Source organism: Sphingomonas sp. GM_Shp_1 (genome assembly GCF_026540895.1).
Classification (GTDB): domain Bacteria; phylum Pseudomonadota; class Alphaproteobacteria; order Sphingomonadales; family Sphingomonadaceae; genus Sphingomonas.
This window is the reverse complement of sequence record NZ_JALNUR010000013.1, coordinates 54,731-76,736: the sequence shown is the minus strand read 5'-3', so window position 1 is coordinate 76,736 and position 22,006 is coordinate 54,731. Positions and strand designations below refer to the sequence as shown.

General features: G+C 66.3%; 26 protein-coding genes. 12 read left to right on the top strand and 14 right to left on the bottom strand.

Features of this window, described 5'->3' with window-relative positions; all coding sequences use genetic code 11:
* The first annotated feature begins 5 nt into the window (after positions 1-5).
* Positions 6-782 carry a methyl-accepting chemotaxis protein gene (locus tag OXQ33_RS08890; protein ID WP_267434323.1) on the top strand — a complete coding sequence of 259 codons (777 nt, stop codon included), beginning with the start codon at positions 6-8 and terminating at the stop codon, positions 780-782.
* 319 nt (positions 783-1,101) lie between these two features.
* Here the strand turns inward: OXQ33_RS08890 and OXQ33_RS17450 are convergent, their stop codons facing one another.
* Positions 1,102-1,938 (bottom strand): cold-shock protein, encoded by an 837-nt coding sequence (locus OXQ33_RS17450; RefSeq protein WP_276039983.1) that lies wholly within the window; start codon positions 1,936-1,938, stop codon positions 1,102-1,104.
* A 298-nt stretch (positions 1,939-2,236) separates the two neighbouring features.
* On the opposite strand from OXQ33_RS17450, the gene OXQ33_RS08875 reads away from it, so the two are divergent.
* The 8 genes from OXQ33_RS08875 (at position 2,237) to OXQ33_RS08840 (ending at position 9,373) form a co-directional block, all read left to right on the top strand.
* The gene (locus OXQ33_RS08875; protein ID WP_267434322.1) at positions 2,237-2,857 is read left to right on the top strand and encodes a ribonuclease D; all 621 of its coding nucleotides are present in this window, start codon (positions 2,237-2,239) and stop codon (positions 2,855-2,857) included.
* A gap of 26 nt (positions 2,858-2,883) precedes the next feature.
* Positions 2,884-3,510, top strand: a complete 627-nt coding sequence (gene lptC, locus OXQ33_RS08870) for an LPS export ABC transporter periplasmic protein LptC (RefSeq protein WP_267434321.1) — start codon at positions 2,884-2,886, stop codon at positions 3,508-3,510.
* Positions 3,511-3,528: 18 nt separating this feature from the next.
* Positions 3,529-4,071, top strand: coding sequence for an LptA/OstA family protein (locus OXQ33_RS08865; protein WP_267434320.1), 543 nt, complete (start codon positions 3,529-3,531; stop codon positions 4,069-4,071).
* A gap of 64 nt (positions 4,072-4,135) precedes the next feature.
* Positions 4,136-4,936: an LPS export ABC transporter ATP-binding protein gene (lptB, locus tag OXQ33_RS08860; protein WP_267434319.1), complete on the top strand. Its 801-nt coding sequence runs from the start codon at positions 4,136-4,138 to the stop codon at positions 4,934-4,936.
* A gap of 66 nt (positions 4,937-5,002) precedes the next feature.
* Positions 5,003-6,487: an RNA polymerase factor sigma-54 gene (gene rpoN / locus OXQ33_RS08855; RefSeq protein ID WP_267434318.1), complete on the top strand. Its 1,485-nt coding sequence runs from the start codon at positions 5,003-5,005 to the stop codon at positions 6,485-6,487.
* Between the two features lie 72 nt (positions 6,488-6,559).
* A complete protein-coding gene (locus tag OXQ33_RS08850; protein WP_267434317.1) occupies positions 6,560-6,904 on the top strand; it encodes a hypothetical protein in 345 nt (114 codons plus the stop codon).
* A gap of 714 nt (positions 6,905-7,618) precedes the next feature.
* Entirely contained in the window at positions 7,619-8,104 is a 486-nt protein-coding gene (locus OXQ33_RS08845; RefSeq protein ID WP_267434316.1) for a MucR family transcriptional regulator, read from the top strand.
* A gap of 246 nt (positions 8,105-8,350) precedes the next feature.
* On the top strand, positions 8,351-9,373 hold the full coding sequence (locus tag OXQ33_RS08840) for a hypothetical protein (protein WP_267434315.1): 1,023 nt from the start codon (positions 8,351-8,353) through the stop codon (positions 9,371-9,373).
* A gap of 17 nt (positions 9,374-9,390) precedes the next feature.
* Here OXQ33_RS08840 and OXQ33_RS08835 read toward each other — a convergent pair whose 3' ends face one another.
* From OXQ33_RS08835 to flgB, 13 genes are all read right to left on the bottom strand, one after another.
* Entirely contained in the window at positions 9,391-10,281 is an 891-nt protein-coding gene (locus tag OXQ33_RS08835; RefSeq protein WP_267434314.1) for a flagellar motor protein MotB, read from the bottom strand.
* 3 nt (positions 10,282-10,284) lie between these two features.
* Positions 10,285-11,148: a flagellar motor stator protein MotA gene (gene motA, locus OXQ33_RS08830; protein WP_267434313.1), complete on the bottom strand. Its 864-nt coding sequence runs from the start codon at positions 11,146-11,148 to the stop codon at positions 10,285-10,287.
* A gap of 112 nt (positions 11,149-11,260) precedes the next feature.
* Positions 11,261-12,157 carry a flagellar hook-associated protein FlgL gene (gene flgL / locus OXQ33_RS08825; RefSeq protein ID WP_267434312.1) on the bottom strand — a complete coding sequence of 299 codons (897 nt, stop codon included), beginning with the start codon at positions 12,155-12,157 and terminating at the stop codon, positions 11,261-11,263.
* Positions 12,157-13,500 (bottom strand): flagellar hook-associated protein FlgK, encoded by a 1,344-nt coding sequence (gene flgK, locus OXQ33_RS08820; RefSeq protein ID WP_267434311.1) that lies wholly within the window; start codon positions 13,498-13,500, stop codon positions 12,157-12,159. The genes flgL and flgK overlap by 1 nt, the downstream gene beginning before the upstream one ends.
* A 15-nt stretch (positions 13,501-13,515) precedes the next feature.
* The gene (locus OXQ33_RS08815) at positions 13,516-13,836 is read right to left on the bottom strand and encodes a rod-binding protein (RefSeq protein WP_267434310.1); all 321 of its coding nucleotides are present in this window, start codon (positions 13,834-13,836) and stop codon (positions 13,516-13,518) included.
* The gene (locus OXQ33_RS08810) at positions 13,833-14,927 is read right to left on the bottom strand and encodes a flagellar basal body P-ring protein FlgI (RefSeq protein ID WP_267434309.1); all 1,095 of its coding nucleotides are present in this window, start codon (positions 14,925-14,927) and stop codon (positions 13,833-13,835) included. Before OXQ33_RS08810 ends, OXQ33_RS08815 begins: the two co-directional genes overlap by 4 nt.
* An 11-nt stretch (positions 14,928-14,938) precedes the next feature.
* Positions 14,939-15,664, bottom strand: coding sequence for a flagellar basal body L-ring protein FlgH (locus OXQ33_RS08805; protein ID WP_267434336.1), 726 nt, complete (start codon positions 15,662-15,664; stop codon positions 14,939-14,941).
* Between the two features lie 2 nt (positions 15,665-15,666).
* Positions 15,667-16,455: a flagellar basal-body rod protein FlgG gene (gene flgG / locus OXQ33_RS08800; protein ID WP_267434308.1), complete on the bottom strand. Its 789-nt coding sequence runs from the start codon at positions 16,453-16,455 to the stop codon at positions 15,667-15,669.
* Between the two features lie 13 nt (positions 16,456-16,468).
* The gene (flgF, locus tag OXQ33_RS08795) at positions 16,469-17,224 is read right to left on the bottom strand and encodes a flagellar basal body rod protein FlgF (protein ID WP_267434307.1); all 756 of its coding nucleotides are present in this window, start codon (positions 17,222-17,224) and stop codon (positions 16,469-16,471) included.
* Positions 17,225-17,254: 30 nt separating this feature from the next.
* Positions 17,255-18,541: a flagellar hook protein FlgE gene (locus OXQ33_RS08790; protein ID WP_267434306.1), complete on the bottom strand. Its 1,287-nt coding sequence runs from the start codon at positions 18,539-18,541 to the stop codon at positions 17,255-17,257.
* Between the two features lie 28 nt (positions 18,542-18,569).
* Complete coding sequence (locus tag OXQ33_RS08785; protein ID WP_267434305.1) at positions 18,570-19,271, bottom strand: flagellar hook capping FlgD N-terminal domain-containing protein; 702 nt, start codon at positions 19,269-19,271, stop codon at positions 18,570-18,572.
* A 2-nt stretch (positions 19,272-19,273) separates the two neighbouring features.
* The gene (flgC, locus tag OXQ33_RS08780) at positions 19,274-19,684 is read right to left on the bottom strand and encodes a flagellar basal body rod protein FlgC (protein ID WP_267434304.1); all 411 of its coding nucleotides are present in this window, start codon (positions 19,682-19,684) and stop codon (positions 19,274-19,276) included.
* A gap of 3 nt (positions 19,685-19,687) precedes the next feature.
* Positions 19,688-20,038: a flagellar basal body rod protein FlgB gene (flgB, locus tag OXQ33_RS08775; RefSeq protein ID WP_267434303.1), complete on the bottom strand. Its 351-nt coding sequence runs from the start codon at positions 20,036-20,038 to the stop codon at positions 19,688-19,690.
* A 236-nt stretch (positions 20,039-20,274) separates the two neighbouring features.
* Here flgB and OXQ33_RS08770 point away from each other — a divergent pair, with 236 nt between their 5' ends.
* Genes OXQ33_RS08770 through OXQ33_RS08760 form a run of 3 tightly spaced genes read left to right on the top strand, consistent with a single transcriptional unit; the run spans position 20,275 to position 22,003 of the window.
* A complete protein-coding gene (locus tag OXQ33_RS08770) occupies positions 20,275-20,964 on the top strand; it encodes a MotA/TolQ/ExbB proton channel family protein (RefSeq protein ID WP_267434302.1) in 690 nt (229 codons plus the stop codon).
* Positions 20,961-21,506, top strand: a complete 546-nt coding sequence (locus OXQ33_RS08765; protein ID WP_267434301.1) for a hypothetical protein — start codon at positions 20,961-20,963, stop codon at positions 21,504-21,506. Before OXQ33_RS08770 ends, OXQ33_RS08765 begins: the two co-directional genes overlap by 4 nt.
* Positions 21,503-22,003: a flagella basal body P-ring formation protein FlgA gene (locus OXQ33_RS08760; protein ID WP_267434300.1), complete on the top strand. Its 501-nt coding sequence runs from the start codon at positions 21,503-21,505 to the stop codon at positions 22,001-22,003. The genes OXQ33_RS08765 and OXQ33_RS08760 overlap by 4 nt, the downstream gene beginning before the upstream one ends.
* Positions 22,004-22,006: the final 3 nt, after the last annotated feature.

Genomic DNA, 22,006 nt, shown 5'->3' with positions numbered 1-22,006 from the left:
CCCTCGTGGGGGCGCCGAGCCTGGATGCGCATCTGAGCAGCATTGCGGGCCGATTGATCGATATTGCGGGCTGCGTGGCGTCGGAAGCGGAAGCCGCCACGGCCAACGTCCGGGGCATGAGCAGCCAGGCCGCGCGTGTGGCGTCGCTGGCGGCCGATCTCGATTCGGCGGCGACCGTGATAGCGGAGGCGGTCGGCCAACAGGCCGAGGCGCTGGCCATGGCCGGCAAGGCGTTGATCGCCAACAAGCCGATCGTCGATGCGCTGGAACAGTCGGTGGGCCGCGTCGCCTCGATCAGCGCCGCCATCGCCACGATCGCGCAGGAAAGCCGCATTCTGAGCCTGAACGCCCGGATCGAAGCCGCCCGTGCCGAATCCGGCGGCAGTGCCTATGCCGTCGTCGCCGCCGAAATGTCGGTTCTCGCGACCCGAACGAAGGCCGCCACCGACGATATCGGCGCAACCGCGCTGGCCATCGCCGATGATATCGGTGCCGCCGGAGAGGTCGTCGCCGCCTATGAAATGCTGGTGAGCGAGCAGGACGAACTGCTCGCCCGATCGCTGGATCATGCGTCCGGTCAGCGAAGCACCGCCCGCCAACTTGCGGCGATCACGGCGGAAGCCGCCGTCGCGACGGATCACGCGGCCTCGGCGATCGGCCGGGTGGGCGCGCATGCCGTGGCGGTGAAAGTGCTGGCGCGACAGCTGGCCCGATTGAGCCGGGATGACCCCGCACGCGATCCGCGTTCGGCCGAGACGGCCGACAATACGGTCTCGCTCTAAGCCGGACCGACATTCACCTGGAATCGCCGCCCTTTTCCCCTTGCGGAGGGAAGAGCCACAGTGCCGATTGGCACCGGATCATGTCTGGGTGCGGTCGCATCACCGTCATGGCGCAGCGCGTAGCTCGTCCCGAGTCGAAATCCTCCCGCCAATCATCCTACCCCGACGGAAAGGCTCTCGACGCGGCGGCGGAATGACGGCCCCACGCGGCGTCGAATAGATGGCCCCAACACCCTCACATACGAAAAGGCCCGGCGTCGCATCGCTGCAACGCCGGGCCCTGTCGCCCGAAAAGGGATGGCTTAATCAGACGAAGGGATCAGCCTTCGTTCTGCAGGTTGACGGCCGCGTACTTGCCGCGACGATCGACCTCGATCTCGAACTGCAGGCGGTCGCCTTCGTTCAGCGAGCCCATGCCGGCGCGCTCGACGGCCGAGATGTGCACGAACGCGTCGGGCTGGCCATCGTCGCGCTGAATGAAGCCGAAGCCCTTCATCGCGTTGAAGAACTTGACCGTGCCGGTCGCCTTCTCACCGGTCAGCTGACGCTGCGGAGCGCCGCCGAAGCCGCCAGCGGCACCGCCGCGCGGACCACGGTCACGGTCGCCGCCGAAGCCGCCTTCACGCGGTTCGCGGGGAGCGCGGTCCTGGACCGGGAGCGGTTCGCCCTCGATCTTCAGCTCGGTGGCCGAAATGCGGCCACCGCGATCGACCAGGGTGAAGCCGAGCGGCTGACCCTCGGCCAGACCGGTCAGGCCCGCCTGCTCGACGGCCGAGATGTGAACGAACACGTCTTCGCCGCCGTCATCACGCACGACGAAGCCGAAACCCTTCTGCGCGTTGAAGAACTTGACGACACCGGTGCCTTCGCCAACGACCTGGGGGGGCATGCCGCCACCGCCGCCACGACCGCCGCCGAAGCCGCCACCACCGCCGCCACGGAAACCGCCGCCGCCGCCACCGAAGCCGCCGCGGTCACCACCGCCGAAGCCACCACGGTCGCCGCCGAAGCCGCCGCCGCCGCCGAAGCCGCCACCACCGAAGCGATCACCGCCGCCGAAGCCGCCGCCACCGAAATCTTCGCTGCCGCCGAAATTGTCCCGCTTGTCGCGACCACGCGTGCCGCGATTGCCCCGGCTACCTCTATCGAAACCCATAAGCCCTGTTCGTCTTCCCGGTTCGCCCGCAAATGCTATCCTCAAGAACCGTGCGCCGGACGAAGAGCGCGGGTCTTTCGGCGCCAAACCTTTTGCGCCTAATTGCCATTCATAACGCAAGAGCCGCCGCATCGCGAACGAAATCGTGCGAATGGCTCTCGCTTCGCCGCGAACGAGGCAGATTGCGTCGGAATTGTGGCCGAAACTCCACAACATCGGTGAAACCATGATGCGTCACCGACCCGGATATCGGTGATCGCGGTTGAGGCTTTGGATTCGGCCCGCTAGGGCAGAGGGCATGACCGTTCATCTGCACGAAGAAGACATTCCCGCCGATCTGTTCGCGCCCGGCGCCTCGATCGCCGTCGACACCGAGACGATGGGCCTGATCACCCCGCGCGACCGGCTGTGCGTCGTTCAGCTATCGGATGGCGGCCCCGACGAGCATCTCGTCCGCTTCGGCCCCGACAGCGACTATGCCGCGCCCAATCTGCGCGCGCTGCTCGCCGATCCGGCGCGGCTGAAGCTCTATCATTTCGGGCGGTTCGATATCGCGGCGATTCGCCATTATCTGGGCGTGGTCGCAGGGCCTGTCTATTGTACCAAGATCGCCTCGCGCCTGATCCGCACCTATACCGACCGCCATGGCCTGAAGGAACTGGTCCGCGAACTGCTGGGCATCGAGCTGTCCAAGGCGCAGCAATCCTCCGACTGGGGCGCGCCCGAACTGACCGACGCGCAGCGCGAATATGCCGCTTCCGACGTGCGCTATCTCCACCGGATGAAGGTGGAACTGGACAAGCGCCTCATCCGCGAGGGGCGGATGGAACTGGCCCAGGCCTGTTTCGACTTCCTGCCCGCCCGCGCCGAGCTGGATCTCGCCGGCTGGCCCGAGGTCGATATCTTCGCCCACGCCTGATCCGCGCCCATAGGGAAGACGCCAGCATGTCCGAAATCGCCGATCGCGTCCGCACCCAGCGCCAGATCTGGGCCGCGCCGGGCAGCCGCCACGACCGGTTCGTGACGCTCGCCCGCTGGATGCTGCCCAGCGCGATCGGCGTGCTGACCGCCTTTCTGGTGATGGCGCCGGTCTATTCGTCGAGCGAGGTGTCCTTCGTCCTCGACAAGAAGAAGGTCGAGGTCGCCAAGGAGCGGTTGAAGATCCAGGCCGCGCAATATCGCGGCGTCGACGACAAGGGGCAGCCCTTCTCGCTCGACGCGGGCTCGGCGATCCAGCGCAGTTCGGCCGAACCGGTGGTGCAGCTCAACAAGCTGGCCGCCGCGATCCGCCTGTCGGACGGCCCCGCCACGGTCAGCGCCGATTCGGGCCGCTACGACATGCGGACCGAACAGGTGAAGCTGGACGGGCCGCTCGATTTCAAATCGGCGGGCGGATACGACCTCCAGACGCATGACGCGACGATCGATCTTCAGCAGCGGACGCTGGAATCGGGCGGCGCGGTGACGGGCCGCGTGCCGCAGGGGACGTTCAGCGCCAACAAGCTGCGCGCCAACCTGGAGGATCGCACCGTCCGGCTGGAAGGCAACGCGCGCTTGCGCATCGTACCGTAAAGCACGAAATAGCCGATCATGCACAAGCTCTTCGCCGCGACGGCTCCAGCCCTTCTTGTTTTGGCAGCCTCCGCCGCGGCGCAGACCCGGCATGACAGCCGCGCCCCCGTCGATTTCGGCGCGGACGTCATCGAGTTGCAGGACAAGGCGAATCGCGGCGTCCTGTCGGGCAATGTCGTGCTGCGCCAGGCGGAGATGACGCTGACCGCCGCGCGGATGGTCATCCACTATACCGGGCAGGTGATCGGCGGAAAGCCGCAGGTGTCGCGGTTCGAGGCGTCGGGCAATGTCGTCGTCAAGCGGCCCAACCAGACCGCGCGGGCCAATTACGGCATTTACGACCTCAACCGCCGGGTCATCACCATGCTGGGCAACGTCACGCTGACCCAGGACGGCAACACCGTGAACGGCGGTCGGCTGACGCTGAACCTCGACACCGGTCGCGCGGTGATCGACGGATCGTCGGTGGCGGGCGGCGCGTCCTCGGGCAATGGCGGCACGGTCACCCGCGCGCCGTCGGGCCGGGTCACGGGCACCTTCTCGGTCCCCGATCGCAACTGAGGCGTGACGCGCGGAGCCTCTCCGCGCTAACGTGACTGCGCCAGGCAAGGAAAGAAACAGGCCGATGGACATGGAAACCCCGATTCGCGAGGCAGATCAGCGCCCGGGCCATCGCACTGCCCCCGTGTCGGAGCCCCCCGTCGCCAATGGCCTTCAGGTCGTGTCGATCGCCAAAAGCTATGACAAGCGCACCGTCCTGACCGACGTGTCCGTCTCGGTCGGGCGCGGCGAGGTGATCGGGCTGCTCGGCCCCAATGGCGCGGGCAAGACGACCTGCTTTTATTCGGTCATGGGTCTGGTGAAGCCCGATTCGGGCCGCATCATGCTGGACGGCGAGGATATCACCGGGCTGCCCATGTATCGCCGCGCGATATTGGGCCTGGGCTATCTGCCGCAGGAAACCTCGATCTTTCGCGGACTGTCGATCGAGAAGAATATCCTGACCGTGCTGGAACTGGCCGAGCCCGATCCCGCCGAGCAGGCGCGCAAGCTCGACAAGCTGCTGGAGGAATTCGGCCTGACCCGGTTGCGCGCCGCGCCCGCCATGGCGCTGTCGGGCGGTGAGCGTCGCCGGGCCGAGATCGCCCGCGCGCTGGCCGCCGATCCGTCGATCATGCTGCTGGACGAACCGTTCGCAGGGATCGACCCCATCTCGATCGCCGATATCCGCGACCTGGTGAAGGACCTGAAGCGGCGCGACATCGGGGTGCTGATCACCGACCATAATGTCCGCGAGACGCTGGACATCGTCGACCGCGCCTACATCATCTATGACGGTCGCGTGCTGTTCAGCGGCTCGCCCGAGGAGCTGGTCGCCGACGCCAATGTCCGTCGCCTTTATCTGGGCGAGGGCTTTTCGCTCTGATCCGATGACCGCGCGCCGCCGCTCCATTTTTCTCGATGGTCCCGGCGCGAACCGGAGCGCGGCGGCATGAGCCTGTCCCCGCGCCTCGACATTCGCCAGTCCCAGTCGCTGGTGATGACGCCGCAGTTGCAGCAGGCGATCAAGCTGCTGACGCTGTCCAATCTGGAGATCGAGGCGTTCATCGCCGAGGAGGTGGAAAAGAACCCCCTGCTCGATGCGACCGCCGTCCGCGAGGTGGCGACCCCCGAGCGTCCCGAACGTGAGGCTCCGGCAGGCGCCGACGAACTGGTCACCGGCACCGCGCCCGCCGAGGATCGCGGTCTGGACCTCGACTATGCGACCGAAAGCCATCAGCAGGACAGCATCGCCGATGGCGGCACCGGCCCGGATGGCGGCCTGTCGCTGAACGGCGGATCGGGCGGCGCCGGGCTGGGCGGCGAGGACGGACCCGACTGGGACGCGCTGCCCGACGACGCGCCCAGCCTGGCCGAGCATCTGGAGGCACAGGTCGCGCTGATCCTGTCCGGGGTCGAACTGACCATCGCCGCGCACATCATCGACCAGTTGGACGAGGCGGGCTATCTGACCGTGCCGCTAAGCGAGATCGCCGAGCGGCTGGGCGTACCGCTGCCCCGCGTCGAATCGGTGCTGACCGTCGTGCAGAGCCTGGACCCCACCGGGGTCGGCGCGCGTGATCTGGCCGAATGCCTGGCGCTTCAGGCCAGGGAGGTCGATCGCTACGATCCCTGCATGGCGCGGCTGATCGCCAATCTCGACCTGCTGGCGCGGGGCGACCTGATCCGGCTGAAGCGCATCTGCGGGGTCGATGACGAGGACATGGCGGACATGATCCGCGAGCTGCGCGGCTATGACCCCAAGCCGGGCTGTCGCTATGGCGGCGAACCGAGCCAAGCGGTGGTGCCCGACCTGTTCGTCACGCGGATCAAGTCCGGCTGGGGAATCGAGCTCAACACCGCCACCCTGCCCCGCGTGCTGGTCAACCGCCGCTATTATCAGGAACTGCGCCACGGTCCGCAGGACAAGGGGTCGAAGGCGTGGCTGGCCGATTGCCTGGCCAGCGCCAACTGGCTGATGAAGGCGCTCGACCAGAGGCAGCGGACGATCATCCGCGTCGCGACCGAGATCGTGAAGCAGCAGGAGGCGTTCTTCCTCCACGGCGTCGCGCATCTCAAACCCCTGACCCTCGCCCGTGTGGCGGAGGCGATCGGGATGCACGAATCCACGGTCAGCCGCGTGACCAGCAACAAATATCTGAGCTGCGCGCGCGGGCTGTACGAGCTGAAATATTTCTTCACCAGCGGCATCGCGGCGGCGGACGGCGGCGATGCGGTGTCGGCGGAAGCAGTGAAGAGCGCGATCCGGACGCTGATCGCGGGAGAGGGCGCGAAGATCCTGTCCGACGACACGCTGGTCGAACTGCTCCAGGCCAAGGGCTTCGACATCGCCAGGCGCACGGTCGCCAAATATCGCGAGTCGCTGGGCATCGGCAGTTCGGTTCAGCGACGCCGCGCCCGCGCCTTGAGCGGTTGACCACGCCCCACCCTTGTCGCGCCGCCAAGGTGTATTATATTAAGAATACACCATTTTCGGAGGTGCCGTTCGATGGGCAAGAAGAAGCAGAAGAAAAAGCAGAAAAAGGCCAAGCAAGAAGAGCAGGCGGCCCCTCAGGCGACATCGTCCCTGCACCGTGTGGGCCAGCTTCTGCTCGATCAGGCGCGCAGTCCGATGGGGCGGCAGTTGATCGCCTCCGGCCTGGTGGTCGCGGCCGCCGCGCTGGCACGCGAGACGACACGCTCGACACCGGAGGAAGCACCACGGCCCGAGCCGCAGGACGGCCTTCCCCGTGATCCCGCGCCATCCACGCCGGATATCGGCGCGTTCGCGGGTCTCGCTTTGTCCGCGCTCGACCAGTTCATCCGCCGCAAGACCCCGGAGGACAAGGCGTAAACACTCCTCTTGGAGCCAGGACATCATATTTCCCAGATGCCGTATCGGTCGATGCCAATGGCGATAACGAAGAAGCGGGCGGTCGCGCACGACTGACTATTGCCGATGATCGAACGCAGGCCGATCGGCCATGGCGGTAAACGGGGGGAGCGAAGTGATCGCTCAACCCCCGGCACCGACGCGCGATGCCGGTCTTTCCGGCGGCTTCCACTCCTGCTTATCTTTTATTGAAGCGCGGCGATGAGGCAGCCTAGGCCCAGTCGCACCGGATGCATAGCAAAAAAAAGGCTGGTCCGAAGACCAGCCGTGAAAGTTTTTAGGAGAGGATGCCTGAAAGGCCCGTCCTCTTTGGCGGATGCCGACGATTAACACAAATGCAAGCTCATCAATTTTTGTTGCATTTTTTGCATCTGGACCACGGCATCGCGGCCTTGCCGTCAGTGCGTGGCATCAAAATGCTCATAAATGAATTAACTTTCATATAGTACTAACATGGATAAGATTTTCGTCGCGTTCGACCATATAGTTCCGCCTGTATCGTTCTGACCGATTTGGCTTTATTCCAAGTTGTCCACTGTCCAAAATCTTCATGAAACGAGTTTCAAAAAGAGAATTTACTGTCGTTTTGGATAGTTTTTGGACGATCGGCCCAATCTGGCGGTTGACGTCTCGTATTTGACGGTTAGGTCAAGCGGAAAATAACAGGAGCGTATCATGGCCGACGACCCTATCGATGTGAATGCCGTAGAACTGGCGACCGAGTTGACGATCGCATGGTTGGGTAATCCCAACACCCGAACGTCTTCCGAAGAGGTTCCGGCGTTCCTGAACAAGATGCACGAAACCGTGTCTTCGCTTCTGGGCAGCACGCCGCAGACGACCGATGTCGAAGCCCCGACGGAATATGTTCCCGCGGTTTCGGTTCGCAAGTCGCTGGCTTCGAAAGATCACATCGTCTCGATGATCGACGGCAAGCCCTACAAGACCCTGCGCCGTCATCTGGCGACCCATGGTCTGACGCCGGAAGAATATCGCGAACGCTATGGCCTGAAGCCGGATTATCCGATGGTCGCCGAAAGCTATTCGGAAAGCCGTCGCGCGATGGCCAAGAAGATCGGCCTGGGCCGCAAGCCGGGTCCGCGCACCGCCGGTGCCGCGCGCAAGCCGCGCAAGGGCGAAGGCGCCGCCGACGCCGAATAAGCGCGCGGCGATCACCCGATCGCAAAAAGGCCCCGCCGACAGTCGTCGCCCTTCTCCCAAGGTGACGACGATCGGCGGGGCCTTTTTTTCTTTGCGTTACAAGACCATGATAGGCGTGGCACAGCGCTCCTTATTTGAGGGTGTTGAGTGCGGGCCCGCGCTTGCCTAACCGGGGACATTCCCACGGCCGTCGATCCCGGTGTTGCGATCGTCCCGGCCGCTCGGGAACACGGGGGACAAGCGGGCATGAAACGATTTTTGGGATGGGCAGCGGCATCCGCTCTGGCGGCTTGCGGCGATGGCGGCGGCGGTGGCTCCGCTCCGATCGTGCTCCCGGCTCCCACCCCGACATCCGCCCCCTCGGCCAGTTGGAATTATCCCAGCTATAACGATCTGACGCGCAGCTATACCGCCTTCTCGGATGTCGGGTTCGACGTTCGCCGGGGCCTGATCACCCAAGACGTGGCGGGCCAGCCCTCCGCAACGATAGTGGTGTCCAACCTCTATCTCGACGCCCAATTGTTTCCGACCGATCTGCGCGCGACCTGGAATCATTCGGGCGATGCGGACACCGTGCGCTTCGACTATGGCCGGGTCGGCAGTCCCCTCTTCACCGCCGCCGACCGGAAGGATGTCGACGGATACCGGGTCTACGGCAAGTCCGATCCGACCGCCGACCGCATCCTGGTCGGCCTGCCCCCGTCGATGCAGCAGAAATATGTCACGCGGGTCGCCTGGGAGCGTATGGTGGGCCAGAGCAGCGTCGACGGCAGGCCCGCGCGCGTCATGCAATATTCCTCGGCCTTTTTCGGGGCGACATCGAACAGCGAGGATCTGCTCGACCGCAAGGCGCGCGCGATGCGGGCGGCGACCTTCGCCCTGAACCCCAGCTATGAGGGGGTCGGCACCATCTGGTATCCCAGCGCTCCCAACCCCGGCTTTACCCCGGAAGGGGGCAGCGTGATCATCCAGACATCCAATTTCGGGATCTTTCAGGTGATCGAGGCCAATGACACGGTGCAGGCGACCGTCAACTTCAACGGCTTTCGCGGTGGCTCGACCCCGCGCACGTTCAAGATGGTCGGCAAGCTCGACCGGACGACGGGTATCTTCACCGCCGACGTCACCGACCAGACCGATTACAAGGGCCGCATGCGCGGGCGGCTCTATGGACCGGAAGGGCGTGAGGCGGCCTTCGTGTTCCAGGCGACCAGCGTGGTCGATAACGTGACGGTCACCGGCGATTATGTCGGCCACTGGACCTACTGACCGCCGGTGCCACGCTCTTACTGCCCGAAACTGCCCTTGCGATAGAGCAGGGTGATCGCCACGCGGCGATTGCGCGGGTCGGCGGGGTTGTCCGCGATCATCGGCTCGCGATCGGCGACGCCCTCGATCCGCTCGAACCGCGACTCGGGGATGCCCCCGGCGGCCAGACGGCGGCGGGTGGTCTCGGCGCGGCTGGAGGAGAGCATCCAGTTGTTCATCGCGCGCGGATCGCCATAGGGCACGGCATCGGTGTGCCCGCGGATCATGATCGTGTTGGGCAGGCCGGAGATCGACCGCGCGATGGTGCCGATCAGCGCCGAGGCCTCGGGCTCCAGCTGCGTCGTGCCGCTGGCGAACATCGAATAATCGGCATTGTCGACCAGATCGATGCGCAGCCCGTCCTGGGTCGGGATGAAGCGGACCTGCCGCGCCAGCTTCTTCAGGCCCGGCGTCGTTTCCATCTTCCGCTGAACCGCCTTTTGCAGTTCGGCGAAGCTCTTGCGATCCTGCGCCAGCGCGTTGGGATTGCGCAGCGAACCCTTGTCGCCGGTCCCGGCCCTCGTGCCGCCCTCGCCGGTGATCTTGGGGACGATGAGCTGGACGATGCCGTTGTTGCCGCTCTGCTTCTCGCCCGCACCCGGCCCGCCGTTCAGCACGCCCCCGCCGATCCCCTGAGACCGGGTGTCGAGCAGGGTCGGCGCGAAATAATCGGCAATGCCCTTGCGCTGCTTCTCGGTCGTCGCACCCAGCAGCCAGAGCAGCAGGAAAAACGCCATCATCGCGGTCACAAAGTCGGCATAGGCAACCTTCCACGCGCCGCCATGATGTCCGCCATGACCATCGACGATGATCTTCTTGACGATGACGATCTTGGGCGGCTCGTTCTTGCCATGCGGTGCGCGCGCCATGGCTTACTTGCCCCGCAAGCCGTCGAAGACCTCGGCGAAGCCGGGCTGATCCTTGTGCTTGATGCCCGAACGCGCCGCTTCGATCACCAAAGGCTGCGGATGGCCGTGGAGCGAGGCGATGATGATCTGCTTGACCACGTGATAGATGGCGGCGTCGGCGTCGATCACCTGCTTCAGGCGACCCGCGAACGGATTGACGATGCCATAAGCGAGCAGCACGCCCATGAAGGTGCCGACCAGCGCCGATCCGATCATCCCGCCCAGCACGCTCGGCGGCTTGTCGATCGACCCCATGGTCTTCACGATGCCCAGCACCGCCGCGACGATGCCGAGCGCGGGCAGCGAGTCGGCCAGGCTCTGAAGCGTGCCCTGCGGCCCCTCCACCTCGTGATGGTGGGTCTTGATGGCGTTGTCCATCACCTCCTCGACCGCATGCACGTCGAGCGTGCCGCTGGACACCACGACCAGGCGCAGCGTGTCGGCGATCAGATTGACCAGCGTATGGTCGGCGACGAGGCGGGGATATTCGGCGAAGACCGAGGAGGACTTGGGGTCCTCGACATGCGGCTCCAGCGCGATCGGTCCTTCGGTACGCAGCATCTTCATCAGCTTCGAGACGAGGAAGATGACGTCCAGATAGTCCTGCTTCTTGTATTTGGGCCCCTTGAAGATCTTGCCCATCGCGCCGCCCAGCGCCTTCAGCTCGGCGCCGGAATTGCCGATGACGAGCGCGCCGACGGCGGCACCGCCGATGATGAGCATCTCATGGGGAATCGCCTCGAACACGGGCCCCAGCGCGCCGCCGGTGATGGCGAAGCCGCCGAAGACCATGCCGAGCAGGATGACAAGGCCAATGGCAGGAAACATGGTGAACCGATTCTCCAGCAGGGACCGGCGCGAAGGCCGTCAGGTGTCTGGATTAACCGGATTTGGTCACCATAGGGTTACCGCGCCGGAAAGGACGGGACGACGGAAGCGATTATTTCAGATAGTCGAACAGCGACAGGCCCGACAGCTTGGTGAAGCTGGCCTGAGTCGCCTGAAGCACGGTCATCGTCTGTTGCAGCTGCGCGATATTGGTCGTGATGTCGGCATCCTCGACATTCGATCGCAGCGCGGCGCGATCGGTACTGGCGGTCTCCAGCATCGTCTGTTGCAACTCGACCCGCGTCCCCCGCGCGCCGACCGAGGCCTGCACCGCGCCGACATTGTCGTTGGCGGTGTTGAGCTGGTCGATCGAATTGCGGATATCGGCGCTCGATCCCCCCGGCGTCTTCAGCGCGGTGATCAGGTTGTTGAGTACCGAGAAGGTGTCGTTGCTGCCCGACTTGAACACGCGCTCCGCCCCGACCGTGATCTCGACCGTCTGGTCGCGGTCGATCGGTACGGCGGAGGTCTTGGGCTCGGTATAGCTATAGCTGCCGTTGACGTTCCGCACCGGATCGGTGCCGTCGACCGTGCCGAACAGCGGCTGGCCGCGCACGTCGCGGGTGTTGCCCAGCGTTACGAGCTGGTCGCGGATCGCGCTCAACTGGTCGCCGATCACCGATCGGTCGTAATCGTTGAGCGTGCCGTTGGCGGCCTTGGTCGCCAGTTCGATGGCGGACTGCAACTGGCTGCCAATCGCACCCAGGGTGGTGTCGACCTGCTGGAGCACCGTTTTGGCGAGCGACAAATTGCTCTTGTAGACGGCGGCATCCGCATCGGCGCGATTGAGCTGCGCGACCTGCGCCGAAGCGGCGGCATCGTCGGACGGCTTGAGCAGTTTCTTGCCCGTCGCGTTCTGCGTCATCAGCTCGTTGGCCTTGCTCTGCAAAGCCGTCATGCGCCGCGTCGCGCTTTCATACAGGGTGGAGGTCGAAATCTGCATCGCCATCACCGTATCTCAAGAATGGATTGGAAGGTCTCGCGCGCGATCTGGATGACGCGGCTGGACGCGGAATAGGCTTGTTGAAAACGCATCAGCGACACCGCCTCATTGTCGAGCGTGACACCGGTCGATCCGGTCAGTGCGGCATTGGCCCCGTCGCGGATCGCGGTCTGTGCATCGGCGATGGTCTGCCGCTGCTTCAGGGCGGAGGCGTTTTCGGTGATGACCTGGGTGATGCGGGTTTCGAACTGACCGCTGTACCGCGCCGATTCCAGCGCCGCCAGATTGTCGGTGTTGCGCGGCCCCTGCCCGGCCGCCGCCGCCGCGATCTTCGATCCGTCGGTCAGCACGACGGTCATCGACGCGGTGCCCGCCGTCAGGGCGAACAGCGCGGTGCCGGTCGTGCCATTGCCGTCCTGCCCCTGGCTCTGAATCGTGTTGACCGTGTCGGTGAAATCCTTGGCGACCGCATCGAAGCTGTCGCGCATCGCCGCGATCCGCTCCGCCCCGTCGAGCATCCCGCCGATCGTCCCGCCGGAGGGGACGACTTCGGTCGCCTTGCCCTGCGACACGACGGTGAAGCCGACGCCGCCGCCCGTCTTGCGAGTATAGCTGACCGCGCCCAGCGTATCGGGCGAGGCCAGGATCGGTCCGGCACGATCGCCGATCCGCACCGTCGCGCGGCCCAGCTCGTCGGTCGTCACGTTGATGTCGGACAGCTCGCTCATCTGCGACAGGATCTGGTCGCGCTGGTCGGCCAGCTGCGCCGAGGCGGAGGTGCCCGCCTGGGTCCGGGTCAGGCCGTCATTGACCTTGCTCAGCGACAGCGCGAGCGAGGAAAGCCCCTGCGCGGCATCGCGGGCCTGGCCGTCGAAATCGGCCTCCATCGCATCGAACGCCTTGTCGGTCGCGGTAAAGGCGAAAGCCGCCGAATTGGCGGCTTCGAGCATCGTGGTGCGCAGCGCGGTGGAGGTCGGGTCCGCCGCCAGCGCGCGGGAGGCGGTGAAGAATCCGGTCAACCGGCTCGACACCTCGTCCCCGGTCATCACGTCCTGGATACGGTTGAGCCAGACTTCGCCGGTTTCGGTCCGCTTCAAATCCGCCGTCGCCGACCGCACCGCCCCCGAGGCATAGGTGTCGGTCGCGCGGACGATCCCGGTGACGGTCACGCCCGCCCCGGCGGACAGCCTGCTGCTGGTCACCCCGCCCGAGCTCGTGATCTCGCGCAGGCCGACCGAGCGACGCGAATAGCCGTCGGTACCGGTGTTGGCGATATTCTCGCCAACCGCCGTCAACGCGGTCTGATATGCGCGTACGCCCGAAGCGCCGATGGAGAGCAAGTCGCTCATACGACTCAGAATAGGTTATGCGTGGTTAAGATCGGGTTTCGATCTGGCGAGAAATGTCGTGACCGCCTTGCCGATTCCCATCGGGGCATGTTCGGCCATGGTCTGCGCGACCTGCTGGTCCTGCATGTCGCGGAACGTGTCGAGCGCCTTGGACTCGAACAGCGTGTCGCCCAGCTTGGTCTGGCGCATCGCCTTCAGCATCATGCCGTTGAAGATCGCCTCGAACTGGGTGCCCGCCTTGTCCAGATTGGCACCGCTGGCCAGCCGCTTGGTATCGGTGGAAACCGATCCGGTGATCGGCGAAGTCGCCGGGGTGGATGCAATGCTCTGGGTCACAGGACGATCAGCTCCGCCTTGAGGGCACCGGCTTCCTTAAGGGCTTCGAGGATGGCGACCAGGTCGGACGGGGCCGCACCGATCGCGTTCACCGCCTTCACCACATCGGCCAGCTTCGGACCCGGATTCAGCAGGAACATCGGGCGACGCTCCTCCTCGACCGAGACACCCGATTTCTGGGTGATCGCGGTCTGGCCGCCGCTGAGCGGGCCGGGTTGGCTGACGCGCTGGTTCTCGTCGATCTTGACGGTCAGCTTGCCGTGCGTGACGGCGGCGGGGCCGACGCGGACCGCCGAGTTGATCACCACGGTGCCGGTGCGCGCGTTGACGATGACCTTGGCCGAGGGTTCGGCGGAGGCGACGTTGAGATTCTCGATCTCCGACATCAGCATGGCGCGAACATCGGCCCCCATCGGCGCGCGGACCGCGACCGACACGGCGTCGATCGCCTGCGCGGTGCCCATGCCCAGGCGGGCATTGATCGCCTGCGCGACATTCTGCGCGGTGGTGAAGTCGGCGCGCGCCAGGTTGAAGGTCAGCGAGGGGGCGGTGTCGAACCCGGTGGCGACGGCGCGCTCGACGGTCGCGCCTTCGGGAATGCGGCCCGTCGAGGGGACGTTGACCACGATCTTCGACCCGTCCGCGCCCTCGGCGCCCAGCCCGCCGACCGCGAGGTTGCCCTGCGCCATCGCATAGATCTGGCCATCGGCACCCTGAAGCGGGGTGAGGATCAGCGCGCCGCCGCGAAGCGACTTGGCCTTGCCCATCGAGGAGACGGTGATGTCCAGCTTCTGCCCCGGCTTGGCGAAGGGCGGCAGTTCGGCGGTGACCATCACCACCGCGGCGTTCTTCATGCCCGGATTGGCATTGGGCGGCAGTTGCAGCCCGAAGCGCGAAACCACGGCCTTCAGCGACTGGACGGTATATTCCAGATTGTCGTCGCCCGTCCCCGGAAGACCGACGACGATGCCGTAACCGGTCAACTGGTTGGTGCGAATGCCCTGGAACCCGCCCAGATCCTTGATCCGGTCGGCGGAGGCCGGGGCCGCGATCGAAAGGGCGGCGAGGAGCGCGAGGAGGAAGCGGATCATGGTCAAATGCCTCAGAACGGACTGACGGCCTGGAAGAAGCGGCTGAGCCAGCCCTGGCGGCTGGCACGGGCGACGTCGCCCTTGCCGGTATAGGCGATCTGCGCATCGGCGACGCGGGTCGACAGGACACGGTTGTCGATGCCGATATCGGCCATGCGGACCAGCCCCTTGATCTGGATGAACTCGTCACCCCGATTGAGCGTCACGCGCTTCTGCCCCTGGACCAGCATGGTGCCGTTGGGGAAGACCTGCGCCACGGTCACGCTGATCTCGCCCGACAGCGAGTTGGACTGGTCGGCGGCGCCCGAACCGGTGAAGTTGCGGCTGCCGCTCATGCCCACATCGGTCGACTTGAGCAGCGATCCCAGCGGCCCCGTGGTGGGCGGGGTCAGGCCGAGATCGCCCTTGGAGCCCAGCTTCGATCCCGCCGACTTGGACGCGGCGGTCCGCTCGACCAGGATGATGGTCAGCGGATCGCCGACCCGACGGGCGCGCCAGCCCTCGTACAGCGCGGCATAGCCGTCCGACGCCTGGAAGATCGAGCCGGTGGGCTGCGCCACCGGCTGCACGGCGACGGCGTCGGGACGGACGGTGGTGAAGTCCTCGACCGGCTTCTTCTTGCCGAACAGGCTGGCATGGGCGGGCATCGGCGCCAGCGCGGCGGCGACCAGCGTACCGGCGGCGACCGACAGCGCCAGCTCGACCCCATAGCCCGAAAGGAAGGAAGGAAGGCGCATCATCACAGATTCTGGTTCGCGTATTGAAGCATCTCGTCGGTCGACTTGATCATCTTCGAGTTGACCTCATAGGCGCGCTGCGTCTCGATCATGTCGACCAGTTCCTCGACGACATTGACGTTCGAGCCTTCCAGCATCCCCTGGCGGATCTGGCCGCGCCCTTCGAGCCCGGCGACACCCATATTGGCGACACCCGACGCGGCGGTTTCGGTCAGGTAATTGTCGCCCTTGGCCTGGAGCCCGGCGGGGTTGGGGAAGTTGGCGATCTGGATCTGGCCGATCTCGGCGGGCGCGGCCTGGTTCGGCAGGGTCGCCGAGACGGTGCCGTCGGTGCCGATGGTGATCTGGGTCGTGCCCTCGGGAATGGTGATACCCGGCATCACCTGATAGCCCTCGGAGGTGACCAGCAACCCTTCGGCCGAGCGCGAGAAGTTGCCCGCGCGGGTATAGCCGAGCTGGCCGCCCGGCATCTGCACCTGGAAATAGCCCTCTCCGTCGAGCGCGAGGTCGAGGCTGTTGTTGGTGGTCTGCATCGCGCCTTGCGTATTGATACGCGCGGTGCCCTGGACGCGGACGCCGGTGCCCAGGTTCAGGCCGGTCGCATATTTGCTCTCGGTCGAGCTGGCCGCGCCCGGCGCGGTGACGACCTGATAGGCGAGCGTCTCGAACGCGGCGCGGTCGCGCTTGAACGCGGTCGTGTTGACGTTGGCCAGGTTGTTCGAGATGACCCGCATGCGCATATCCTGGGCATCGAGCCCGGTGCGCGCGACGTGCATGGCGGCGGAAGACATAACTCTCTAATCCTCAGCTCGGCAGCCGCATCAGCGATGCGCTGTTCTCGTCCATCGACTTGGCCTCTTTCATGAGGTTGGCCTGCACCTCGTAACTGCGCTGGTTCTCGATCATGTCGACCAGCGTCTGGGTCATGTTGACGTTGGAGCCTTCCAGCGCGCCGGACTGGACGGTGGCGTCCATGTCCTGCGGCAGGGCCCCGCCGCCCTTCACCCGCAACAGATTGTCCAGCCCCTTGACCGTGGTCGAGCCGCGCGTGTCGGCCAGCTTCAGCCGGTCGATCACCTGGGGCTGGGTGTCCGGCCCCGCGCCCAGCGGCACGATCGAGACGGTGCCGTCGGGGGCGATGGTCAGCGAATTGTAGGGCGGCACCGTCATCGGACCGTTCTGGCCGATCACCGGATAGCCGTCGCCGGTCTGGAGCACGCCGGAGGCGGTCACCTCCAGGTCGCCGCGCCGGGTATAGGCCTCGGACCCGTCGGGGGCCTGCACCGCCAGCCAGGCGGTGCCGGTGGCGATGGCGACGTCGAGCGGATGGCCGGTCTGCTGGACCGTGCCGGGCGCGCGATCGGCGTCGGTCACTTCCTCGGCGGTCGGCATCCGCGCCTCGAACGCCGCGCCGCCGCCCTTCAGGTCGATGCGGTCGAACACGACCCGGTCCGAGCGGAAGCCGATCGTCGAGGCGTTGGCCATGTTGTTGGCGATCGCGGTCTGCGCCGCCATATGCGCGCGCAGGCCCGTCGCCGCCGTATAGACCAGCTTGTCCATCGCTGTTCCCCGTTACCCCCGTGCCGCGACTTAGCTGCGGATGTTGAAGATGGTCTGCGAGATCTGGCTGGACGTATCGAGCGCCTTGGCATTCGCCTGGAAATTGCGCTGCGCCGCGATCAGGTTGACCAGTTCCTCGGTGATGTCGACGTTGGAGCCTTCCAGCGTGCTCGACTTGATCGCGCCGTACGTGCCTTCGCCCGCCGAACCGATGACCGGATTGCCCGACAGGCCGGTCGCCTGCCAATAGCTGTCGCCTGCCTGGCGCAGGCCCGGCATGTTGACGAAGTCGGCCAGCGCGACCTTGCCCAGCTTGGCCGTCTCGCCATTGGAGAAGGAGGCGGTGACCAGGCCGTCGTCGCCGACCGACACACCCGACAGGATGCCGATCGCCTTGCCGTCCTGCGAACGCGAGGCGACCGAGAAGACCGAACCCGCCTGGGACGAACCCGTATAGTCGATCGACAGCGGCTGCGCCGTGGTCGTGCTGTGCGAGGTGAAGGGGTCGAAATCGATCGCCTTGGTCGGCACGGTCATGTTGCCGTTCTTGTCGAAGGTCATCTCGACGGGATCGGTCGAACCCCCGACCTTCAACTGCTGATCGTCGACGAAGCTGTATACCTGCCAGCTGCTGCTGCCGTCCGCGGGCTGGATTTCCTTGCCGTTGGCGTCGAGGGGCAGCGGCTTGCGGACATAATAGTTGGTCAGCGTCATGGCGTTGCCCGCCGTGTCGTAGATCTTGGTCTGGGTGGTGTTGTTGTAGGTGCCCATGTTCGACCGGTTGAACGCCACGGTCGGCGCGACCGACGATCCCGACAGGTTCAGGTCCATCGTCACCTTCTTGGTGGGAAGCGGCAGGCCGCTGGTCGCGGGAAGCTGAAGGCCGGTCAGACCGTCGACGCCCGTCGCGGTGACGTTGCCTTCGCTGTCGACCGGCAGCACCTGCAGGCGACCGCCATTGGCGTCGGTCACGTAATTCTGCTGATCGACCTGGAACGCGCCGTTGCGGGTATATTGCAGCGGCCCCTTGCCTGGCGTCTGTACCGCGAAGAAGCCGTCGCCCGAGATGGCGAGGTCGAGCGCGTTGGCCGAACTGTTGTAATTGCCTTCCTTGAACTCCTGCCGGTTCGACTTGACCACCGTGCCGGAGCCGACCTGCTTGGTCGGGTCGGTCGCGAAGTTCGACGCCATCACGTCGGCGAACTGGGCATGGCTCTTCTTGAAGCCGTTGGTCCCGACATTGGCGATGTTGTGCGAGATCACGGACAGGTCGGTCTGCGAAGCCTGAAGACCGCTGAGCGAGGTATAGAAGGACATGGGCGGAGTACCTTGGTGAGGATGGGGGTCAGCCGACCGAGCGGACGGCGGCGAGGTTGATCTGGCCGAGGCCGGCGACGGTCAGGACGGGATCGCCGCTGGCGGGCATCGACACCGACTGGACGGGTGCCCAGACCAGCGGGCGGCCCGACACCGCGGCGACGCCGTCATTGGCGTTGAGCGTGACGGTGAAGGGGCCGCTGCCCGCATCCTCGCCGCTCTCGGTCTTGCCGTTCCAGTCGAAGCTGGCGGTGCCCGCCTTCTGCGCGCCCAGCGACAGCGTCTTGAGCGGGTTGCCCTGCGCGTCCGCGATCGTGACCGACACGCTCGCGGCGGCCTGGTCCAGCTCGACCGCGCCCGCGATACCGCCGCTGGTCCGGCCATAGGCGACCGATCCGGGGGTCAGCACCGTCTTGCCGACATAGCTCATCGCATCGGCCTTGGTCGTGCCGTTCATCTTGGCGGCCATCGCCGACAGGGTGGTGTTCATCTCGGAGATGCCCGCCACGCTGGAGAATTGTGCCATCTGGGCCACCATCTGGGTGTTGTCCATCGGCGAGAAGGGGTCCTGATTCTGCAACTGCGCGGTCAGCAGCTTCAGGAAGGAGGACTGGTCGAGCGTGTCGGACTTCTTGGCGGTGGTCGTGGTGGACGACGCACCGCTGGCGGCCCCGGAGCGGCGGACGCCCAGCGCGTCGAGCGTGGAGTCCATGGTGGTGGAGATCGTCATGATCAGCGGCCCAGCTTGAGGGTGTCGAGGATCAGCGACTTGGCCGTCTGCATCACCTCGACATTGTTCTGATAGGTGCGCGCCGTCTCCATCATGTCGACCAGCTCGCGGGTCTCGTCGACGGCGGCTTCGTAGATATTGCCGTCCTTGTCGGCCAAGGGGTTGTTCGGGTCGTGGCGCACGGTCGGGTTCTCGCCCGCCGTCACGATCTTCTCGACATCGACGGTGGACAGGCCGGTCGCGGCGTCGAAGCTGGTGCGGAACACCGGCTTCATCGTGCGGTACGCGGTATCGGCCGAACCGGTGACGTCCCCGGCATTGGCCAGGTTCGACGCGGTGGTGTTCATCCGCACCAGCTGCGCCGACATGGCGCGACCGGCGACCTGGAAGATGGAAAGGGGTGCGTCCGCCATGGATTATTCGCCCTTCAGCGCGCGGGTGATGGTGGCGATGCGGCCGTTCAGGAACGACAGGGTCGTCTGATACTGGACGGCATTCTCGGCAAAGGCGGTCTGCTCTTGGTTCAGCTCCACCGTATTGCCGTCGAGCGAGGTCTGGATCGGCACGCGATATTTCATCGCCGCGCCGATGCCCCGGCCCTGATCCTGTTCGCCCTCGACCGCGGCCAGCGCGGCCTTGAAATCGATGTCGCGCGCCTTGAAGCCGGGGGTGGAGGCATTGGCGATGTTGGACGCCAGCACACCCATGCGCTGTGCCCGTACCTCCAGCGCTGCTCCATGCACGCCGAACAGTGTTTCATTGGCCATCGTCGATCCTCCTTTCCGGCGCGAAACGTCACGCCAGCGGGGATACGCAACCTCCGTGCCAATTCGCCCGCCACGAAGGGAAGGGACGTGGCGGCAAGGACCGGCAAGCCGGCATCCGGCAACGCCTTGCCGCCGCCGTTGCCGGGTGGCGGCAACAGGCGGCAAAAGGGCCTGTCGCCCAGTCCTTTATGAAGAGAAGCACCGAAACTGGCCCGGTGCTTGCAGAGTACGGGCGCATGAACGGATTGCCGCCCCTTTCCCAGTTCCTCGACCCCGCCGCGCTCGCCATCGTGCTAGGCGGGACGCTGGTCGCGACCCTGCTCCGCACGCCGTGGCGGGATGCCCGGCGCAGCGTGCGCGCGCTGGGCGTGCTGGTCCGCGCGCCCTATTCCGCCGAGCCGCTGCTGGAGCAGATCACCCATCTGGCCCGGATCGCGCAGCGCCACGGCGTGGTCACGCTCGACCGTTCGGTCATCACCGATCCCGATCTGGCCGAGGCGATCGGCGCGATCGTCGATGGCGAGCGGCCCGAGACCGTCCTCACCCGCACCCGTCAGGCCCGCCTGGCGCGGGTCGAACGGCATCTGGCGGTCGTCGATATCTGGGCGGGCGCGGCGGAGGCGGCCCCCGCCATGGGCATGGTCGGCACGCTGATCGGGCTGGCGGCGATGTTCGCGACGATGAACGATCCGCAGCGGATCGGCGGCGCGATGGCGATCGCGCTGCTCGCCACCCTGTATGGCGCGCTGTTCGCCAATCTGGTCGCACAGCCCATCGCCGCCCGCCTGCGCCGCGCCGCCCGGATCGAGGCGTTCGAGCGCGCGCGGATCGAACTGCCCATCGCCGCGCTCGCCGCGCGCGAGGCCCCGGTCGCCGCCGTCCGCCCGCCGACGCCGCCGCGCCGCCCGCTGGCGACCGTCGCATGACCGAGTTCGACTTCCCCGCCCCTGCCGCGTCGCGCCCGCTCTGGCTGATCACCCTGGCCGATCTGGCGCTGCTGCTGGTCGGCTTTCTGGTGCTGGTGCAGGCGATGGGCGCCGAGCGGCGCCCCGCGCTGGTCGATTCCCTGCGCGCCGAGTTCGGGGCGGCCACGCCGCTTGCCCGTGCCGCTCCCGTCCCGGCGCCATCGCCGATCATGCCGGTCGCCGCCGCCGCGCTCCGTTTCGCCCCCGGTTCGGCCCAGCCGATCGACCCCGATCCCGATCTGGCGCGCTGGGCGAAGGCAGCGCTGGCCGATCCGCGCGTGCGCCTGTCGATCCAGGCCGCGACCGACGGCAGCGCCGCCGATGTCGACCCCGTGACCCATAGCCCGGTGGTGCTGGCCGCCGATCGCGCGCGCGCCGCCGCCGCGCTGATCGGCCCGACCGCCGCCGATCGCCTGACCCTGTCGACCGCCACGGCCTCCGGCCAGCGACGCGCGGTGGTCACCCTCGTCTTTTCCGGTGAACCCCGAAGGAAGTCCCCATGATCCTGTCCCTGTTGCTGGCCGGCGCCGCCGGTTTTCAGGATGTCGCCGCGCTGGATGCGGCGGTCACCGCCTTCACCGGCCGCCCGGTCGGGGTGGAGGGCGGCGCGCGTTCGCCCGTGGACGCGCGGCTGAAGCTCGCCCAATGCCCCACCGTCGCGCTGTCCTGGCGGACCGAGGCGCATGACGCGGTGGTCATCGCCTGTTCCAGTCCGCAATGGCGCATCTTCGTACCGGTGCTGGCCGCCCCTCGCCCGGTGGCCGCCGCCGTGGCGGCGATTCCCACCGTTCCGGTCCGCCAGGAACCGGTGATCCGGCGCGGCGATCCGGTGACGGTGGAGGCGGGATCGGACGGATTTTCGATCACCCGCGACGGAATCGCGATGGCCGATGCCGCGCCGGGCGCACATTTTCCGGTGAAGATCGACGCAGCTCGCCAACCTATTCAAGCAGTTGCCCTGTCCAGCGGTCGCGCCACCCTGCCCGGCTGGACCGATTGACGG

Bases quoted from the DNA above. Each gene is read 5' to 3' on its own strand.
- flgG (WP_267434308.1), bottom strand. From the start codon at position 16,455: ATGTCTTCCGCCGCCATGCACGTCGCGCGCACCGGGCTCGATGCCCAG.
- OXQ33_RS08765 (WP_267434301.1), top strand. From the start codon at position 20,961: ATGACCGAGTTCGACTTCCCCGCCCCTGCCGCGTCGCGCCCGCTCTGG.
- OXQ33_RS17450 (WP_276039983.1), bottom strand. From the start codon at position 1,938: ATGGGTTTCGATAGAGGTAGCCGGGGCAATCGCGGCACGCGTGGTCGC.
- OXQ33_RS08845 (WP_267434316.1), top strand. From the start codon at position 7,619: ATGGCCGACGACCCTATCGATGTGAATGCCGTAGAACTGGCGACCGAG.
- OXQ33_RS08805 (WP_267434336.1), bottom strand. From the start codon at position 15,664: ATGCGCCTTCCTTCCTTCCTTTCGGGCTATGGGGTCGAGCTGGCGCTG.
- flgB (WP_267434303.1), bottom strand. From the start codon at position 20,038: ATGGCCAATGAAACACTGTTCGGCGTGCATGGAGCAGCGCTGGAGGTA.
- rpoN (WP_267434318.1), top strand. From the start codon at position 5,003: ATGAGCCTGTCCCCGCGCCTCGACATTCGCCAGTCCCAGTCGCTGGTG.
- OXQ33_RS08790 (WP_267434306.1), bottom strand. From the start codon at position 18,541: ATGTCCTTCTATACCTCGCTCAGCGGTCTTCAGGCTTCGCAGACCGAC.
- OXQ33_RS08840 (WP_267434315.1), top strand. From the start codon at position 8,351: ATGAAACGATTTTTGGGATGGGCAGCGGCATCCGCTCTGGCGGCTTGC.
- OXQ33_RS08850 (WP_267434317.1), top strand. From the start codon at position 6,560: ATGGGCAAGAAGAAGCAGAAGAAAAAGCAGAAAAAGGCCAAGCAAGAA.
- flgK (WP_267434311.1), bottom strand. From the start codon at position 13,500: ATGAGCGACTTGCTCTCCATCGGCGCTTCGGGCGTACGCGCATATCAG.
- flgF (WP_267434307.1), bottom strand. From the start codon at position 17,224: ATGGACAAGCTGGTCTATACGGCGGCGACGGGCCTGCGCGCGCATATG.
- OXQ33_RS08875 (WP_267434322.1), top strand. From the start codon at position 2,237: ATGACCGTTCATCTGCACGAAGAAGACATTCCCGCCGATCTGTTCGCG.
- lptC (WP_267434321.1), top strand. From the start codon at position 2,884: ATGTCCGAAATCGCCGATCGCGTCCGCACCCAGCGCCAGATCTGGGCC.
- OXQ33_RS08760 (WP_267434300.1), top strand. From the start codon at position 21,503: ATGATCCTGTCCCTGTTGCTGGCCGGCGCCGCCGGTTTTCAGGATGTC.
- flgL (WP_267434312.1), bottom strand. From the start codon at position 12,157: ATGGCGATGCAGATTTCGACCTCCACCCTGTATGAAAGCGCGACGCGG.
- OXQ33_RS08810 (WP_267434309.1), bottom strand. From the start codon at position 14,927: ATGATCCGCTTCCTCCTCGCGCTCCTCGCCGCCCTTTCGATCGCGGCC.
- motA (WP_267434313.1), bottom strand. From the start codon at position 11,148: ATGTTTCCTGCCATTGGCCTTGTCATCCTGCTCGGCATGGTCTTCGGC.
- flgC (WP_267434304.1), bottom strand. From the start codon at position 19,684: ATGGCGGACGCACCCCTTTCCATCTTCCAGGTCGCCGGTCGCGCCATG.
- OXQ33_RS08785 (WP_267434305.1), bottom strand. From the start codon at position 19,271: ATGACGATCTCCACCACCATGGACTCCACGCTCGACGCGCTGGGCGTC.
- OXQ33_RS08770 (WP_267434302.1), top strand. From the start codon at position 20,275: ATGAACGGATTGCCGCCCCTTTCCCAGTTCCTCGACCCCGCCGCGCTC.
- lptB (WP_267434319.1), top strand. From the start codon at position 4,136: ATGGACATGGAAACCCCGATTCGCGAGGCAGATCAGCGCCCGGGCCAT.
- OXQ33_RS08865 (WP_267434320.1), top strand. From the start codon at position 3,529: ATGCACAAGCTCTTCGCCGCGACGGCTCCAGCCCTTCTTGTTTTGGCA.
- OXQ33_RS08835 (WP_267434314.1), bottom strand. From the start codon at position 10,281: ATGGCGCGCGCACCGCATGGCAAGAACGAGCCGCCCAAGATCGTCATC.